This is a genomic window from Clavibacter lycopersici, from assembly GCF_003576405.1.
Classification (GTDB): domain Bacteria; phylum Actinomycetota; class Actinomycetes; order Actinomycetales; family Microbacteriaceae; genus Clavibacter; species Clavibacter lycopersici.
Genome location: NZ_QWGT01000040.1, coordinates 1 through 15,644 on the forward strand (window position 1 = coordinate 1; position 15,644 = coordinate 15,644).

The 15,644-nt window shown below is 68.8% G+C and carries 14 protein-coding genes and 1 tRNA gene; 9 read left to right on the top strand and 6 right to left on the bottom strand.

The genetic code is table 11. The features are described from left to right. Positions 1-32 precede the first annotated feature (32 nt). From DZG00_RS04575 to DZG00_RS04585, 3 genes are all read left to right on the top strand, one after another. Positions 33-1,247 carry a S8 family peptidase gene (locus DZG00_RS04575; RefSeq protein WP_233550078.1) on the top strand — a complete coding sequence of 405 codons (1,215 nt, stop codon included), beginning with the start codon at positions 33-35 and terminating at the stop codon, positions 1,245-1,247. Positions 1,248-1,284: 37 nt separating this feature from the next. Beyond that, positions 1,285-2,772: an NAD(P)/FAD-dependent oxidoreductase gene (locus DZG00_RS04580; RefSeq protein WP_119381360.1), complete on the top strand. Its 1,488-nt coding sequence runs from the start codon at positions 1,285-1,287 to the stop codon at positions 2,770-2,772. A 123-nt stretch (positions 2,773-2,895) separates the two neighbouring features. Beyond that, positions 2,896-2,970 (top strand) — tRNA-Leu (locus tag DZG00_RS04585). Here the strand turns inward: DZG00_RS04585 and DZG00_RS04590 are convergent. The 3 genes from DZG00_RS04590 to DZG00_RS16955 all read right to left on the bottom strand — a co-directional run bounded on the left by DZG00_RS04590 (position 2,945) and on the right by DZG00_RS16955 (position 4,954). Continuing rightward, a complete protein-coding gene (locus tag DZG00_RS04590; RefSeq protein ID WP_119381361.1) occupies positions 2,945-3,592 on the bottom strand; it encodes a tyrosine-type recombinase/integrase in 648 nt (215 codons plus the stop codon). The genes DZG00_RS04585 and DZG00_RS04590 overlap by 26 nt on opposite strands. A 228-nt stretch (positions 3,593-3,820) precedes the next feature. Beyond that, entirely contained in the window at positions 3,821-4,351 is a 531-nt protein-coding gene (locus DZG00_RS16950; RefSeq protein ID WP_158586971.1) for an SGNH/GDSL hydrolase family protein, read from the bottom strand. 432 nt (positions 4,352-4,783) lie between these two features. Then, complete coding sequence (locus DZG00_RS16955) at positions 4,784-4,954, bottom strand: hypothetical protein (RefSeq protein ID WP_158586972.1); 171 nt, start codon at positions 4,952-4,954, stop codon at positions 4,784-4,786. 1,372 nt (positions 4,955-6,326) lie between these two features. On the opposite strand from DZG00_RS16955, the gene DZG00_RS16860 reads away from it, so the two are divergent. Both DZG00_RS16860 and DZG00_RS16865 read left to right on the top strand, forming a co-directional pair. Further along, positions 6,327-7,121, top strand: coding sequence for an HNH endonuclease signature motif containing protein (locus tag DZG00_RS16860; RefSeq protein ID WP_147359921.1), 795 nt, complete (start codon positions 6,327-6,329; stop codon positions 7,119-7,121). Between the two features lie 630 nt (positions 7,122-7,751). Then, positions 7,752-8,330 (top strand): hypothetical protein, encoded by a 579-nt coding sequence (locus DZG00_RS16865; protein WP_119381365.1) that lies wholly within the window; start codon positions 7,752-7,754, stop codon positions 8,328-8,330. Positions 8,331-8,632: 302 nt separating this feature from the next. Here DZG00_RS16865 and DZG00_RS04610 read toward each other — a convergent pair whose 3' ends face one another. From DZG00_RS04610 to DZG00_RS04620, 3 genes are all read right to left on the bottom strand, one after another. Further along, a complete protein-coding gene (locus DZG00_RS04610; protein ID WP_119381366.1) occupies positions 8,633-9,877 on the bottom strand; it encodes an acyltransferase family protein in 1,245 nt (414 codons plus the stop codon). 48 nt (positions 9,878-9,925) lie between these two features. Further along, a complete protein-coding gene (locus DZG00_RS04615) occupies positions 9,926-11,089 on the bottom strand; it encodes an acyltransferase family protein (RefSeq protein WP_119381367.1) in 1,164 nt (387 codons plus the stop codon). A gap of 157 nt (positions 11,090-11,246) precedes the next feature. After that, positions 11,247-11,447: a hypothetical protein gene (locus tag DZG00_RS04620; RefSeq protein WP_119381368.1), complete on the bottom strand. Its 201-nt coding sequence runs from the start codon at positions 11,445-11,447 to the stop codon at positions 11,247-11,249. A gap of 244 nt (positions 11,448-11,691) precedes the next feature. Between DZG00_RS04620 and DZG00_RS04625 the strand changes: the two genes are divergently transcribed. The 4 genes from DZG00_RS04625 to DZG00_RS04640 all read left to right on the top strand — a co-directional run. Continuing rightward, positions 11,692-12,888, top strand: a complete 1,197-nt coding sequence (locus DZG00_RS04625) for a PP2C family protein-serine/threonine phosphatase (RefSeq protein ID WP_119381371.1) — start codon at positions 11,692-11,694, stop codon at positions 12,886-12,888. Between the two features lie 41 nt (positions 12,889-12,929). Next, positions 12,930-14,882 (top strand): glycosyltransferase family 2 protein, encoded by a 1,953-nt coding sequence (locus DZG00_RS04630; protein WP_119381369.1) that lies wholly within the window; start codon positions 12,930-12,932, stop codon positions 14,880-14,882. Then, positions 14,879-15,217, top strand: coding sequence for an STAS domain-containing protein (locus tag DZG00_RS04635; RefSeq protein WP_086513180.1), 339 nt, complete (start codon positions 14,879-14,881; stop codon positions 15,215-15,217). Before DZG00_RS04630 ends, DZG00_RS04635 begins: the two co-directional genes overlap by 4 nt. After that, on the top strand, positions 15,207-15,644 hold a 438-nt coding region (locus DZG00_RS04640), incomplete at its 3' end, for an ATP-binding protein (RefSeq protein WP_233550077.1). The genes DZG00_RS04635 and DZG00_RS04640, both read left to right, overlap by 11 nt.

Consider the following 15,644-nt stretch of genomic DNA (forward strand, 5'->3'; position numbering starts at 1 on the left):
TTCGACGAGATGCGGCCGGTGGTGGTGCCGGTCTGCACGTAGGTGGTGTGGATCCGCTCGTCGTCGCCGATGCCGCGCAGGCGGATCCGGTGCGCGAGCGCGAGTACTGGCTCGCCGACTACGGCATCGAGCAGGCGTGGCAGACGACCCGCGGCGAGGGCGTGAAGGTCGCCGTCATCGACACGGGCGTCGACTCCTCCGTCGCGGACCTCCGTGGCGCTGTCGTGGGCGGCACCGACGTCTCGGGCGTCGGGTCCGCGGACGGCAGCCGCCCGGTCGGCGCGTCGAACGCGCACGGCACCATGGTCGCGTCGCTCCTCGCCGGCCGCGGCACCGGCACCGGATCCGGCGTGATCGGCGTCGCCCCGGCGGCGAGCCTCCTCAGCGTCTCGGTCGCACTCGGCGGCCCCACCCCGGGCGCCCGCGACGAGGACGCCCAGATCGCCGACGCCGTCCGCTGGGCCGTGGACAACGGCGCGAGCGTCATCAACATGTCCCTCACCCGCAACTCCCTCGACTGGCCGGAGAGCTGGGACCGCGCCTTCCTCTACGCCTACGAGCATGACGTCGTCGTCGTGGCGGCGGCCGGCAACCGGGGGAGCGGCACCACCGAGGTCGGCGCGCCCGCCACGATCCCCGGCGTGCTCGCGGTCGCCGGCGTCGACCGTGCGGGGGCGGCGAGCTTCGACGCGTCGTCGCAGGGCATCACGATCGCCGTCGCCGCGCCCAGCGAGCAGCTCGTCGGCGTCGAGCCGGGCGGCGGCTACGTGCAGTGGAGCGGCACGAGCGGCGCGGCGCCCCTCGTCTCCGGCGTGGTCGCGCTGGTGCGGGCCGCGCATCCGGAGCTGAAGGCCGACGACGTGGTCGAGCGCGTGCTCGCCACGGCCCGGCAGAAGGGCCAGCCGGAGATCTACGGCCGCGGCCTCGTGGACGCCGCGGCGGCCGTGACCGCCGAGGTCGCGCCCGCGAGCGGCAAGCCCCTGGGCGACCTCGACGAGTGGGTGCGCCTCTACCGTCGGGCGCCGGTGGCCACGCCGGATCCGACGGCATCCGCCACCCCCGACGCCGCGCCCGTGGTTCCCGCCGACGCCCCCACCGCCGACCCCGAGGCCGGCGCGCTGCCGACCGCGGGCGAGCTCCGCCAGGTGGGGATCCCGGCGCTCGTCCTGTCCGTGTTCGCGGCGCTCGCGGCGGCGATGGCCGTCGTCGCGACCCGGCATTTCAGACGGCTGCTCCGGAAGGGGTAGCCTGATTTCGACCACAACCTGCAGGGAGTCATCCATCGTGCCCAAAATCCTGATCGTCGGCGGCGGCTACGCCGGTTTCTACACGGCATGGAAGCTCGAGTCGCACCTCCGATCCGGCGAGGCCGAGGTCACCATGGTCGACCCGCTGCCGTACATGACGTACCAGCCGTTCCTGCCCGAGGTGGTCTCCGGATCCATCGAGCCCCGCCACGCCGTCGTCTCGCAGCGACGCCACCTCCGCACCACCAACGTCGTCACGGCGAAGGTGACCGGCATCGACCACGCGTCGAAGACCGCCACGATCACGCCGCCCGTGGGCGAGCCGTACGAGTTCCAGTACGACATCATCGTCGTCACCGCGGGCAGCGTCTCCCGCACGTTCCCGATCCCGGGCGTCGCGGACGAGGCCATCGGTCTGAAGACGATCGAGGAGGCCGTCGCCATCCGCGACCGCATCTTCGCCAACTTCGACCGCGCGGCCACGCTGCCGGCCGGCCCCGAGCGCGACCGCCTCCTCACCTTCGTGGTGGTCGGCGGCGGCTTCGCGGGCATCGAGGTCTTCGCCGAGATGCGCAGCATCGCGACCGACCTCGTGAAGAAGTACCCCGAGATCGACTTCGAGGACACGCACTTCCACCTCATCGAGGCGATGGGCCGCATCATGCCCGAGGTGTCGCTCGAGACCAGCCACTGGGTGCTCAAGAACCTCGCCGAGCGCGGCGCTCTCGTGCACCTCGACACGCAGCTCAAGTCCGCCGTCGGCGGCGTCGTCGAGCTGTCGACCGGCGAGTCGTTCGAGTCCGACGTCATCGTCTGGACCGCGGGCGTCATGGCCAGCCCCATGCTGAAGAACACCGATCTCCCGATCGAGGAGCGCGGGCGCCTGCGCGTGCGCGCCGACGGTCGCGTCGAGGGCGACGACGGCATCGTGGCGGACGCCTGGGGCGCCGGCGACGTGGCGGCCACCCCCGACCTCACGGGCGGCGGCGTCGGCGGCTTCTGCGTGCCCAACGCGCAGCACGCCGTCCGCCAGGGCAAGCTCATGGCGAAGAACATCACCGCGAGCCTCCGCGGCGAGGGCATCACCGACTACTTCCACAAGAACCTCGGCGCCGTCGCGGGCCTCGGCCTGTACCAGGGCGCGTTCCAGAGCGGGAAGATCGGCATCACCGGCTTCCCCGCCTGGGTCATGCACCGCGGCTACCACGGCCTCGCGATCCCGTCCTTCGAGCGGAAGGCGCGCGTCGTCACCGGCTGGGTGAACAACCTGGTCTGGGGCCGCGACATCGTCTCGCTCGAGGCGCGTGAGACGCCGCGCACCGCGTTCGAGACGTTCGCGTCGCGCCCGCGTCCCGCCGCGGACGCCGCTCCGGCCGCTCCCGCGAAGAAGGAGGCGGCCCCGGCCAAGAAGGCCGCCGAGGAGAAGGCGGACGCGCCCACCGAGGGCGAGAAGTCCCCGGCCCTCGCGGGCAGCTACAGCACCGCGCCCACCCCCGAGACGAACGACGAGGACCGCACGGCCTGATCCGCGTGATCCTCTAGCGTCACCGACGACGGCCCGCAGGCAGCGGCCTGCGGGCCGTCGTCATGCCCGGGGTCCGCGGACCGATGTGCCGACCGTAGGCTGTCGGGAGCGCGCAGGCGCCACGCCCCCGTAGTCCAATTGGCAGAGACGGGCGACTTAAAATCGCTACAGGTCAGGGTTCGAGTCCCTGCGGGGGCACGTAGGCATAGGCGCTTGCACGCGCGGCATGGCGCGGCATGGCGCGGCATGGCGGGGCATGGCGGGGAAGCAGGGACGTCGGGGAGGCGCCGGCGGCAGGCCGTGCCCGCACTCTGCCCACACTCGACGCCGTGTGTGCCTGATCGAGGGCAGCTCCAACGGCGTCGAGGTCGTCCTCGAACAGGTCCGAGTACGTTTCCAGGTTGATGGCCGCGGACTTGTGGCCGAGCATGCGCTGCACCGCCTTGACGTCGGCGCCGGCGGAGATAGCGAGAGACGCGGCCGTGTGTCGGAGGTCGTGAGTCGTCACGCCGGGCATGGTCGCGTCCTCAGCCACCGCAGCGACGACGGCCCGGTCGAACCAACCGTCGTGCGAGGACGGCTTCTGTAGGTGCCGCTGGCCCTCGCCGAACAGCAGGTCCGTCGGACGCTTCCCCTCGCAGGGGTGCGCGAGCTCATCGAGCAGGAACGGCGGCACTGGCGCGCTGCGGATTGCGTGCCCCTTGGGCGTGCCGACGGAGATTCCGCCTCCGAAACGCACGGCGTCCTCCTCCACGAAGTCGCGCCGGCGCAGGAAGTCGAGGGACTTGAGCGTCAGCCCGATCGCCTTGCCCCGCCACAGCCCCGTGAACCAGCATCACCGGGCCTATCGCGGGGCTGAACAACGTCCTGCGGTGGTTCCCGACCACCTCGACGCCCACCGCGGGCACGCAGCACAACTACGTCGAAATGAACACGTGGCCGTTCGCCCTCACCGCCGACCAGCGTGCCGCGCACGTCGCCGCGATGAAGGCCAAGTGGACCGCGCTCCTCACGACCTGATCGGAACCCTCTTCGTCGTTCCCGGTGCCTACTGCTCGTCGAGCACGGCGGCCCGGACGGCGGCGCCGATCACCTTGGCCGCTTCGGGCGTCGGGTGAGTGCCGTCGGTCGTGAAGCCCTCAAGGTACTTCCCATTACCGTCGCGCGTCTTGGCGGACGCATCGACGAAGGACCAGCCCCGGTCCGCCGCGAGCTGCTTGAGATCCTCGTTGAATGCCCGCGCGGCGTCCGGCTTGTCGTCCTTCGGCGGCACCGTGCCGATTAGGACCCGGTCCGACTGGATGGTCGCCACGAGCGTGTCGTAGTTGCGGGTGGTGGTCGCGAAGGGGACACCGTTGCCGTAGTCGTTCACGCCGCCGAGCAGGACGAGCACATCGGCGTCGAGCGGCGCGCTGACGTTGGCGACCATGGTGTCGGTGTTCACCCCGCCTTGCGCCCACCCGCCGGCGAAGACGACCCCGTCTCCGAGGACGGACGACAGCCACGAGCCGGATCCGATGCGGCCGGCGGCGAAGTCAGGGCTGTCGGCCGCCGTGATCGAGTCGCCGACCGCTGCCACGCGCAACGGCTCGACGGTCGCCGAAGGCTCGGAGGCTGGCAGCGTAGGGACGGAGCCCGCGTTGGCGGGTGCTTCCTCGCGAGCCTGGCCGAGCGCGAGTCCAGCTACCAGCAGGACACCCGCCGCGAGGGCCGCGACTCCGCCGACGCCCCATGCCCTGCTGATACCCCGACGTCGACGATTCCCCATGTGCTGAATCGTAGGCGGTCCGCGCGACACCGATGCCCCCGGGCGTCCCCAGTCAGGGGGCGGTCGGGGCTCTTCGTCGTGTTCGGCCCGGTCCTCGTCGATGCCAGGCGGCCACGACTCGCGGCGCCACGGTGTCCACGTCGATGCCGGCATCGCGCCGCGGTGGTCCGCCCACCACGCGAAGGCGGCGCCGGGGGAGGGGAACGGGCCGTGCGAGCTCGGCGGGGTGTTCACCGACAGGATTCACCCCTCGGCGTGCAGCGTCATGGTCGCGAGGTACCGCTTCGACCGGAGCGGCTGCGCGTCGTCGCGGATGGCCGCGGTGCCGCCCGTCGTCATGTAAAACTGCGCAGCAGTCGGCGGCCGCTTATCCACGGGCAGCCTCAGGGCCTCAGAGCCCACCTCGTTCGTCATCCCAGCATGGTAGCCATCGACCCTGACCACGCTGGTGTTCGTGCGCGTCGGGCGCTGCTATCTAGCAGATTCGGTTAGTTCACTTCGCGTTAATTGCTTCTTGGCTCATTAACGCGCTCTTTGACTGCTATGAGGCGTGGCGTCAGTAGCAATAGCCTTCTCGACGGGAAGTTCAACTCCCACTGATCGAGGTACCGATCTGTAAAGCGCATGCGGAAGGTGAGCTCAGACCGACGCTAAGGTCCCCTAAGCGTTCAAAGTGCAGATGCTGCCGCCAGGGAGGACAGGACATGACCTTGTCAGGTTCGTAACCGTGAAGGCCGTCGATGAGGGCCTGGACGCTATGGACGGGTTCGCCGTCGTCCGCCTCGGATTTGCCCCACTCGACTGAAACTTCTAATAACGGGTCGGGGGACATGTTGACGATTTGGGCCATCACATGGGGTTGGTCGTCGTTCTTGTCCGGCGGATTCCAGGTCGCGGCAATCCGCACAAGTACGGCCTGACGTGACGCCTTCTGTTCCGTTTGCAGCGTCTCCTGGTAGCCCCGTCGTTAGCGCTCGAGGTCACGCTCAGTCATCACTGATGAGTGCTGAGGCGTTCGCTTGCTGCTCGGCTGCAGCGATGGCTCTCTCGTTTGCCGCCTCTTTTCGAACACCCGCTTTCTCGGCATCCTTTCGAGACTGACGGGCACTTGCGAGTGAGAAGGAGACGGCGGCGAGCGTGGCAAGCGCTGTGAGCACGCCGACGGCGAAGTTGGCCCAGTCTGAGGCGGCGTCGGGTTGGAAGGGGCTGTGTCACATCCGGTCAGCGTAGGGCTGTCAGGCTCCCAGCAGTTGCTGCGTGCACCGCGATCCACTCTGGACCGAGCAGGATGAGCGTGTGTCGGACTACGAATTGCTCATGCGGGGCCTCATTAGGGAGGAGCTGCGCGACCAGCTCCCCTTGCTCCTTACGGAAGCGCTGGCCGCTGATCGGGCCACAGTCGCGGATGAGAAGCCAGCATCAGTTTCCGAGTCGGCCTCGGCCGTCCTGACTGTAGATAAGGTCGCAGCCCTTTCGCGTAGGCATCCCGACACTGTCCGACTAGCGCTGGCAGTCGGTGCCCTCGATGGGCACCGTCACCACCCTCGGGGCAAGTGGATCCTCGAGTGGCCGTGCGCCGAGATTTGGATGCTGGCGGAGCCGTGCGTTCACAAGCGCACCGTGTCGCCGCTTCGTCCGAGCCGCCGATGAGGCTGGCAGGAGGGCTCGGTGTTCCAGCTCTCGAGGCGGCAACCGGATCAGCAGAGCATGCGTCTCCTCCGGCTTCGTCATGACTCCCGTTGCCGGGCCGTGGACGTGTCGTCGGGAGTGTGCGACAGTCGTGCTCATGGCAACTCCGAGCGATCGTGACGACCTCGATGGCGCCAAGAGGTACATACCAGAAGACGTTAAACGAGAAGTGCGGCAGCGCTGCGGCTTCGGATGCATATCCTGCGGCTCGCCGGTGTATGAGTATCACCACATGATCGAATGGGCCACCACCCGTCGCCACGATCCCGATGAAATAACGCTTTTGTGTCCAACGGAGCATAAAGAAGCTACGGGGCCGAACGCTTCGTTGCCCAGTTCGGTCGTACGAGAATTTGACTCTAATCCTAAGACCTTCGTCAGCGGCAAAAGTTCGCTGCGCAAATTATATTACCGGGGTGATGTCTCGGTCATTGTTGGCGGCATAACTGCGCGTCGCTCCGGCAGTAGCTTCACGGCCCTAACGATAGGCGGTGAAAAAGTCGTCTGGATCGATGTAGACGACGGTGCGCCACTTCTAAACGCCCACATATGGGACTCTAGGGGATCTACTCTGCTTCGCATTCGTAAAGGTGAGTGGACGTATGCAACTTCACCTTGGGATATAACCTACATCTCGAACGTGCTGACCATGCGCGAAGCAAGAGGCGCTTTTCTTCTGGAGGTGCGGTTCGCTGCACCTGACGTCTTTGCGGTCGATCGCGGCGTATTTTATGGCGGGGCAACAGAGACAATTGTCACTCCGGGCGTGATAAACATAAACGGCAACTCTTACGGGGAGTGCGGCTCTTTTGAAAATAGGGGTTCAGCCGTGGCCATCGGTGGTAATAACAGCACTCTGCTTAAAGCCGTCGCCGGAGGTTTGGTTCGATAAATGACCAGTGGATGTGGGTTGCCTGTTGCGCTGCTAAAAGGCCGGGCGAGCCTAGAACGTCGGCCGGGCATACGCCGCGGCCGAGAACCTGCTCTTGCTCCTCACCAACCTGTAGACAGCCAGCTGAGGCAGATGCGCACTAACATGAGGCGCCCTGGTTCGGGCACTCTGTCGGGATGTCTGACCTCGAGGCCATCATCCAGAAGCTCGTCCGCCAGGAGCTGAAGGAGCAGATGCCCGGCATCATCGTCCGAGCACTCGCAGACGACCGGATGGCGCGCGGAGAGCTTTTTTAGGACCCGGTAGATCCTCACTCTCTGCTCGCCGTGCGGGATGCAGCCGTGGTGGCGGGACGGCACCCGCTGACCCTTCGGCGGGCGCTCGAGGACGACGAGCTCCATGGCCGCCAACTGAGGAAGGGCGGTCGGTGGACCCTCGAGCGTCAGTGCCTCCTCGCGTGGATGGACGGCGACAAGTGCATTCACAAGCAGAAAACTCATCGCCGCTCCGCCCCCGGCGGCCTAGGAACTGACGTACGACCCGCCTCGGGCACCTGCTCCTACAGTGCCCCTCCTTGCCAACCCCGCTCGGGGGCCATCAGCTCGCCTCACGTGTCGCTAGCGTCAAAGCGTGAACGCACACACCCTCGCGCCGTGGTGGGAAGTCATTAAGGACATCTTGATTCCAGTCGCCGCCATTCTCATTCCCACCCTGATCGCGGTGAAGCTCGCTCGCGACGAGCGGCTCGCGGCAGCCGCGGCAAGGGCTGAAGACAGACGCCTGGCCGACGCAGAGGCCGCTGATCGCACCAAGCGCGAGGGAGGTCTGGCTGCAATGGAGGCAATGCAGGATCTTCTCACCGCAGCATCTACTACAGACGCGAGACGACATAGCGAGATCTTCGTGCATGGGCGCACGCTGGCGTCGATAATCACGCTGCATCTCGCCGCTGAACACAATGCGGTCTGGTCTTGGATGTTGTCCGATCTGCGCGCGGTGGGAGCGGGAGTAGCTGACCTGGCACTGGCGGAGCCGGGACTGTCTTCCCCTGAAGTCGGCCCACGGAACAGCGCGTTCCAGGTCGCGGTGATGCAGTGGCTGCAGGGCTCGATCGGTGACGACTGGTTCGAAGATCGCGAGCCGATATGGCTCGAGGTGCAGCGGCCGTCGCCTGAGGCAGTTACCGATTCGTCTACTACCGGAGCCTGAAGTGGATTCGTCAGCCGTTCGTCAGCACACCTCGTAGCGACCACATCCAGTCATCAACGGCTGACCCCAACGCCCCTTGAATGTCGGCACACTTGACACCTGCCGTCGACACTCAATATCCCCGCGGGTTTTCTATATCAACGCGCTCATCCGTGCCCACGGTTTGCCCGTGCTCGCTGCGCGCGGCTCCTGATTCCAGCTGCTGCGTGTGACCGTACTTCGCCGTAGTAGCGCTGTCGCACAGGTGGACGTGCGTACCTCTCAGAGGCGGAGTGGAGTTCGAGTCCCTGCGGGGCACCGTCTCAGCCGCGTGCGCGCAACCGCCGCGCGTGCCCGGCCTCGCCGTCCGGTGCCTTTCCCCCCGGGTGCGCGGTGGCACGATGCATCCGTCCGATCAGGGACGTGGTGCGGGCGCGTACGACATCCGTCTTACGCTCCGTGAATCGCGCGAAGACATAGGCCACGAGGCAGCACACCGCGATGACGGCCAGGTACCCGGCGACGCTGCCGGGGGAGAGCGTCCATCGTGCCGCGTGGGAGGGGACGACTGCGGCGGCGAGCAGCACGACGATCGGCATGTGGATGGCGTACAGCGAATAGGAGGAGTGGGCGGTCCAGCCCGCTGCGCCGAGGAGCCGGCCAGCGCGCCCCGTCCATGTGACGTCGGTGACGAACAAGCTGATGCCGAGCGCAGTGACCGCGGCGAGGATCAGTGCACCGAGCCGGAACGGCAGGGAGACCTCGTGCGCGGCGACGGCGGCGAGCACGATCAGCGGGATGCTGCTCCCTCGTGCGACGGCGAGGAGACGAGGGGGCCACGACGAGATGAGCACTCGCAAACGTGGCGCGAGCGCGGCGACGACCGCACCGAGCACCCAGGCGGGGAACAACCCGAGGACCAGCGGGCCGCTCACGACCACGGCAACGAGCACCAGCACGGCGCCCATCGCGCGTCGCCGGACGCTGCCACCCGGCCAGAACGCGGCGAGCAGCGCGGGGAACAGAAGGTAGTACCAGGCCTCGTAGGCGAGCGACCACAGCGGAGAGTTCGTTCCCAGCACGGGGACGTGCAGGCCCTGCATGAAGGCGACGTTGCCGAGGAAGGTGAGCGGCGCGTACGACGGATCCGCGGGGATGCTCTCGTACGGCGTCGGATCCGCGTAGACGCCTGCGGCCGGCAGGAGGTGAGCACCGACTAGGTCGAGGAGGAGTGTCAGCAGGAGTGCGGGCACCAGCACGAGCCAGAGGCGCGTGAGACGCGCGCTCGCATAGCGGCCCCACGAGAAGGAATGGGCGCGGAATCCGGCGATCACGGAGCCACCCACCCAGTAGCCGCTCATCACGAAGAACACGATGACCGCCTCGGAGCCGAGGCTGGTGAGCGAGTAGAGGATCGCGGTGACGGGGTCATGAGCCGCTGTCGCGTAGTCCTCGAAGAAGAGGAGTCGTACGTGACCGAGCACCACAGCGAGGGCCGCAGCGGAACGGAACACGTTGAGGACCCGGTTGTCCGCACGCGGACGGGGTCGTGCCGTAGGCGCGCTCATGCGCGAAGCCTAGCGGGGTCGGAATTCGCTCCTAGGGTGGTGACGGGCTCAGGAGCCGAGACCCCTGACAGCCGAGTCCTGGACGGTTTGAATGCGCCGCGTGGGGGCTTTGAGGCGGAGAGCCGGCTTCTCCACGAGGAACCAGCTCGCCGCCGCCAGCGGCAGCGTCGAGATGACCGAGACGACGGCGAACGCCGGAACGCCCCATGCGCCCGCACCGGCCGTCGCGAGCAGCTGCTGGACGGGGAAGCCGTAGATGTAGACCCCGTAGGAGAGGTCCTGGCCGATCCGGAGACGACGGTGCTTGCCCAGGGCGCCGAGCGCGATGACCAGGTATGCGAGCGGCAACGCCGCGAGCGGGCTGTACTCCGGCAGCCAGGTGGCGAGCAGGACGATAGCTCCGGCGGCGAGCAGAGGGCTGCGGCCGACGGGGATGGTGTCCCGATACCTGTGCATGACGGCCCCTGCGGCGAACATCAGACCGAGACGCGCTCCCACGACCGCCGTGCCGTTCGTGACCGGGCCGTAGGAGGTCAGCAGGACGGCCGACAGTGTGGCGACGAAGAGGGCGGGCACGGTCAGTCGGCGCCGGAGGAGACCCACGAGACCCACCGCGAGCACAGCCAGATAGCAGCTGAACTCCCAGAACAGCGTCCACAGGGCGCCGTTCCAGACCCCGGCCTCGGGGACCCCGGCCGGCGTACCGGCGATCCCGAACTGCGAGATGCGCAGCAGCATGTTCCGCCACACGTACGACACGGCTTCCGAGGCGAAACCGTCGGGGAACGTGGCGCTTCGCATGAGGACGGCGAGCGGGGCGAAGACGCCGGCCGTGACGACGAGGCAGACCCAGAACGCCGGGAAGATGCGCAACGCCCGGGCGCGGAGGAACGCGCCCCACCGGGGGTGCCGGAGCCAGCTGGAGACGATGAGGAATCCGGAGATGGCGAAGAACCCGTCGACGCTGAGTCGGCTCACGAGCTGGTGCACGGGGTCAGCGAGGATCTGCGCCCCCGTCAGCGGGAAGGCGTGCCAGACGATGACGAACAGGGCGAGCAGCAGGCGGATGAGGTTGAGCGCGTTCTCCCGGGGGTCGAAGACCGTGCCGAGGGTGAGTCTTCGGCCCGTACCTCGGCGGTCGGATGCCTCTCCTGTCCCCGACGCCGTGTCCGCGGCTCGCTCTCGATCCTCAGGATCGTGACTCCTGCTCATGTCGCTCGCACTCGCATCCCCATGTTGCGAATGCTACGGCGCGGCGCGGCCCCGGTGGTCGCCCGACCGGGGCTGGCGCCGTGGTCGATGCGATGGACGTCGCGCTCGTACGGAGCCCGATCATGCCCTCGTCCGCAGCGGCGCAGGGACGTGCCCCCTACTCCTCGCCGTCGGGCAGGCCACCCGGCTGATGGCCGCCCACGACGAGGCGGTAGGAGGTCGCGAGCGACTTGATGCGGGCGGTCTTGAGCACCAGGCTGCCGCTGCTGTCCCGCACCATCTGCACGGTGTCGGTGATGATCGCGAGCAGCGCGTCCTGCGCGGCGGTCTGCGGGGTCGTGCCGGTCGGATCGGTCATGGTGCTCCTCGGGGTCGCGCTGAGCGTAGGCCGGGTCGACGAGTCCGCCGCAGCCCCCCTTCGGGCTCGGGAGGCTGCGGGCGGGGGTATGCGCTACCGCTCCGTCCCGCACCACTTATGCGACTACTCATGTCGTCCGCGTAGCGCCACTTAGTACGTCCCCTATTGATCCGGGCACGTAAGCTGAGCGCGCCCGTCGAATCGGGTGCCGTGGACGGGGGTCCACGTCGGCGAGGGGGCGGGGATGACTCTGATCGAGGACGCGCGGGCGACCGCGTCGCAGCGGGCCGTGGAGGCCCTGGGACTGCTCGACGGTCCGCCCGAGGAGCGCTTCGACCGGGTCACGCGACTCGCCCGCACGGCGTTCGCCGTCCCGCTCTCGACCATCGGCCTCGCCGACCACGACCGGATGTGGTTCGCGTCATGCGCGGGCGCCGAGCTGTCCGAGACGCCCATCAGCAGCGTGTTCTGCGACACCACCGTCCGCGAGGAGCGCGTGCTCGTCGTCGAGGACGCGCAGATCCACCCCGTGTTCCGGCACCTCCCCTCCGTCGCCGGCGAGCCGCACATCCGCTTCTACGCCGGGCACCCGCTGCGCGACACGGAGGGCGTGGTCGTCGGCACGTTCTGCATCTACGACGTCCAGCCCCGCGGCCTCGACGCCGCGCAGCTCGCGCTCTTCGCCGAGCTCGCCGAGTGGGTGCAGAGCGAGCTCGTCGCGAGCGTCGAGATGGAGCGCGCCCAGCAGGTGCAGTCGGCCCTGCTGCCGGCCGCCGAGGTCGAGATCCCCGGCTACGAGATCGCCGCCGTGTGCGTGCCCGCGCTGGTGGTGGGCGGCGACTTCTACGACTACGAGCGCACCGCGTCCGGGCTCCGCTTCTCCATCGCCGACGTGATGGGCAAGGGCACGGGCGCCGCGATCCTCACCGCCACCGTCCGCGCCGTCCTCCGCGGCATGGCCAGCACCGCCGACCGCTACGGCGCGGGCGTGCTCGAGGACACGGGCATCATGGTCACGGACGCGGCCCGCACGCTCGACGCCGACCTCGACCGCACGGGCGCCTTCGTCACCCTGCAGCACGGGCACCTCGACCAGGCGACCGGTCTCCTCCGCTACGCGGACGCGGGGCACGGGCTGACGATCGTCGTGCATCCCGACGGCCGCGTCACCCACCTCGACACGAGCGACCTGCCGGTCGGCATCGACCCCGACCACCGTTGGGAGGAGCGCCACGTGGTGCTCGCGCCGGGCGACACCTTCGTCACCTTCAGCGACGGCCTCTTCGACATGTTCGGCGGCAGCGATCCGGCCTTCGCGTCCATCGGCCGGCTCGTGACCGAGGCGGGCGGCGTGGAGGCGCTCGTGGAGCGGGTGCGCACCCTCGCCTCCGCCGGCACGCCGCTCGACGACGTGACGGTCCTCGCCGTGAGCCGCGCGTGAGCCGCACGGAGGCCCGCGTCGCCCGCGGACGCACGGGCCGAATGTCGCTGCGCTTCGCGATCATCCGGATCCTCGCGGTGATCACCGCGATCCTCGGCCTCAACTACATCGTCTGGCGGCTGCTGTTCTCGGTGAACCCCGAGGCGCTCTGGATCGCGATCCCGCTCGTGCTCGCGGAGACCTACAGCCTCATCGACTCGCTCCTGTTCGGGCTCACGATGTGGCGGGCCCGCGACCGGCCGAGGCCGCCGGCGCCGCAGCCCGGCCTCACGGTCGACGTGTTCATCGCGACGTACAACGAGCCGCTCGACCTGGTGATGGAGACGGCCCGCGCCGCCCAGCGCATCACCTACCCGCACAAGACGTGGGTGCTCGACGACGGCAACCGCACCGAGCTCCGCGACCTCGCGGAGGCGGAGGGCATCGGCTGGATCACCCGCTCGGCCGACTGGTCGGGCCGCGCGCGCCACGCCAAGGCCGGCAACCTCAACAACGCGCTGCTCACGACCGAGGGCGAGTTCATGCTCATCCTCGACGCCGACCAGGTGCCCGAGCCCGAGATCCTCGACCGCACGCTCGGCTACTTCGACGACCGCCGCATGGCCATCGTGCAGACGCCGCAGGTGTTCGTGAACGTGCCCGACTCGGATCCGCTCGGCAGCCAGGCGCCGCTGTTCTACGGCCCCATCCAGCAGGGCAAGGACGGCTGGAACGCGGCCTTCTTCTGCGGCTCCAACGCGATCCTCCGCCGCGAGGCGCTCATGCTCCTCGGCGTCTCGCGCTACGTCACCGACATCGAGATCAGCGTGTTCCGCGCGCTCCGCACGGCGGGCGACGTGCTCGACAAGGCGCGCGAGGAGCTGGAGCCCGACCAGCACGAGCTGCGGAAGGCGCTCGACGACGTCGCCTACGACGTGCGCCGCGCCCGCGCCGAGCTCCGCCGCGGCCAGCGGCTGGCCGACGTCACCTACCGCTTCCAGAAGCGCGTCGACTCCATCGCCGCGCGCATGGTGCAGGACGACATGGCCGCCCTCAACGCCGACCTCGCGGAGATCGCCGCGCTGGCCGGACGGCACTCCGCGGATCGCGACGCCGTGTCGCTGGTCGACGAGACCGCCATGGCGCGCCTGTCCGAGCGCGACTGGTCCCCGCTCGGGGCGCTCGACGCCGTGCGCGCGATCGTCCGCGACATCGACGTGCACCGCGACGACGACGCGCAGTCGATCATGCCGCTGGCCACCATCTCGGTCACCGAGGACATGGCCACCTGCATGCGCCTGCACGGCCTCGGCTGGAAGTCGGCGTACCACGACGAGACCCTCGCGTACGGGCTCGCGCCGGAGGACCTGCCGACCATGCTCACGCAGCGCCTCCGCTGGGCGCAGGGCACGATCCAGGTGTTCTTCCGCGAGAACCCGCTGCTGCAGAAGGCGCTCTCCATCCCGCAGCGGCTCATGTACTTCGCCACGATGTGGAGCTACTTCTCCGGGTTCACGGCGGTGGTCTACGTGGCGGCGCCCATCATCTACCTGGTCTTCGGCGTGCTGCCGGTGCAGGCGCTCTCGACGGACTTCTTCGTGCGGCTGATCCCGTTCCTCGTCGTGAACCAGCTCCTGTTCGCGGTCGTGGGCCGCGGGAAGCGCACGTGGCGCGGGCAGCAGTACTCGCTCGCGCTCTTCCCGGTGTGGATCTCCTCGGTCACCACGGCCGTCGCCAACGTGTTCTTCCGGAAGCCCCTCGACTTCGCGGTCACCCCCAAGGTCCGCGCCGAGAGCGGCACACCGCGCTGGGACCTCGTGAAGCCGCAGCTCTACGTGATCGGCGCGCTCATCGTCGCCTCCGCGATCGGCCTCCTGCGCCTCGCGGTCGGGCAGGCGACGCCGCTCGGCACGTTCACCAACCTCGCCTGGGTCGTCTTCGACCTGGCGATCTTCAGCATCATCATCCGTGCGGCCCGCTACCGGGGCTTCACGCCGGCCAAGGAGGACGCATGATCGACATCGCAGTCAACGAGCAGGGAACGCACGTGAGCGTCGTCAGCCCGACGGGGCGCCTCAACATGGTCTCCGCCCGGCAGCTCACGACCGTCATCACCGAGGTCATCGACGGCGGCCGGCCCTTCGTCGTGGTGGACCTCGGCGGCACCGACTTCATGGACTCCTCCGGCCTCGGCGCCCTCGTCTCCGGCCTCAAGCGCGCCCGGCAGGCGGGCGGCGACCTCCGCCTCGCCCGCCCCAACGCGCAGGTGAAGGCCGTGCTGGAGCTCACCAACCTCAACCGCGTCCTCACGGTCCACGAGTCGCCCGAGGGCGTGTTCCGTGACCGATGAGGGCATGACCCACCACGCGCCGCCGGTGCGGGCCAACGTCACGCTCCCGGCCGTGGAGGAGAGCCTCTCCGCCGTGCACGCGGTCATCGCGGCCGTGTGGGACCAGGCCTTCGACGTCAGCGACACCGAGCGGATGCTGTTCGAGACGGCCGTGGTGGAGATCGCCGGCAACGTGGTCGAGCACGGCGTCGCGGTGGGGGAGCGCGCGGGGTACCCCGTGACCTTCACCATGACCGTGATCTGCCAGCACGACCGCATCGTCGCGCTGTTCGAGGACGACGGCCAGCCCGCCGTCGTCGACCTCACGCGCGTGTCGATGCCCGACGACCTCAGCGAGAGCGGCCGCGGCCTGGCGCTCGCGCAGGCGGCCCTCGACGACCTCACCTACGAGCGCACCGACGGCAGCAACCGCTGGCGGCTGGTCAGG

Bases quoted from the DNA above. Each gene is read 5' to 3' on its own strand.
- DZG00_RS04615 (WP_119381367.1), bottom strand. From the start codon at position 11,089: ATGAGCAGGAGTCACGATCCTGAGGATCGAGAGCGAGCCGCGGACACG.
- DZG00_RS16860 (WP_147359921.1), top strand. From the start codon at position 6,327: ATGGCAACTCCGAGCGATCGTGACGACCTCGATGGCGCCAAGAGGTAC.
- DZG00_RS04630 (WP_119381369.1), top strand. From the start codon at position 12,930: ATGTCGCTGCGCTTCGCGATCATCCGGATCCTCGCGGTGATCACCGCG.
- DZG00_RS16955 (WP_158586972.1), bottom strand. From the start codon at position 4,954: ATGACGAACGAGGTGGGCTCTGAGGCCCTGAGGCTGCCCGTGGATAAG.
- DZG00_RS04610 (WP_119381366.1), bottom strand. From the start codon at position 9,877: ATGAGCGCGCCTACGGCACGACCCCGTCCGCGTGCGGACAACCGGGTC.
- DZG00_RS04620 (WP_119381368.1), bottom strand. From the start codon at position 11,447: ATGACCGATCCGACCGGCACGACCCCGCAGACCGCCGCGCAGGACGCG.
- DZG00_RS04625 (WP_119381371.1), top strand. From the start codon at position 11,692: ATGACTCTGATCGAGGACGCGCGGGCGACCGCGTCGCAGCGGGCCGTG.
- DZG00_RS04635 (WP_086513180.1), top strand. From the start codon at position 14,879: ATGATCGACATCGCAGTCAACGAGCAGGGAACGCACGTGAGCGTCGTC.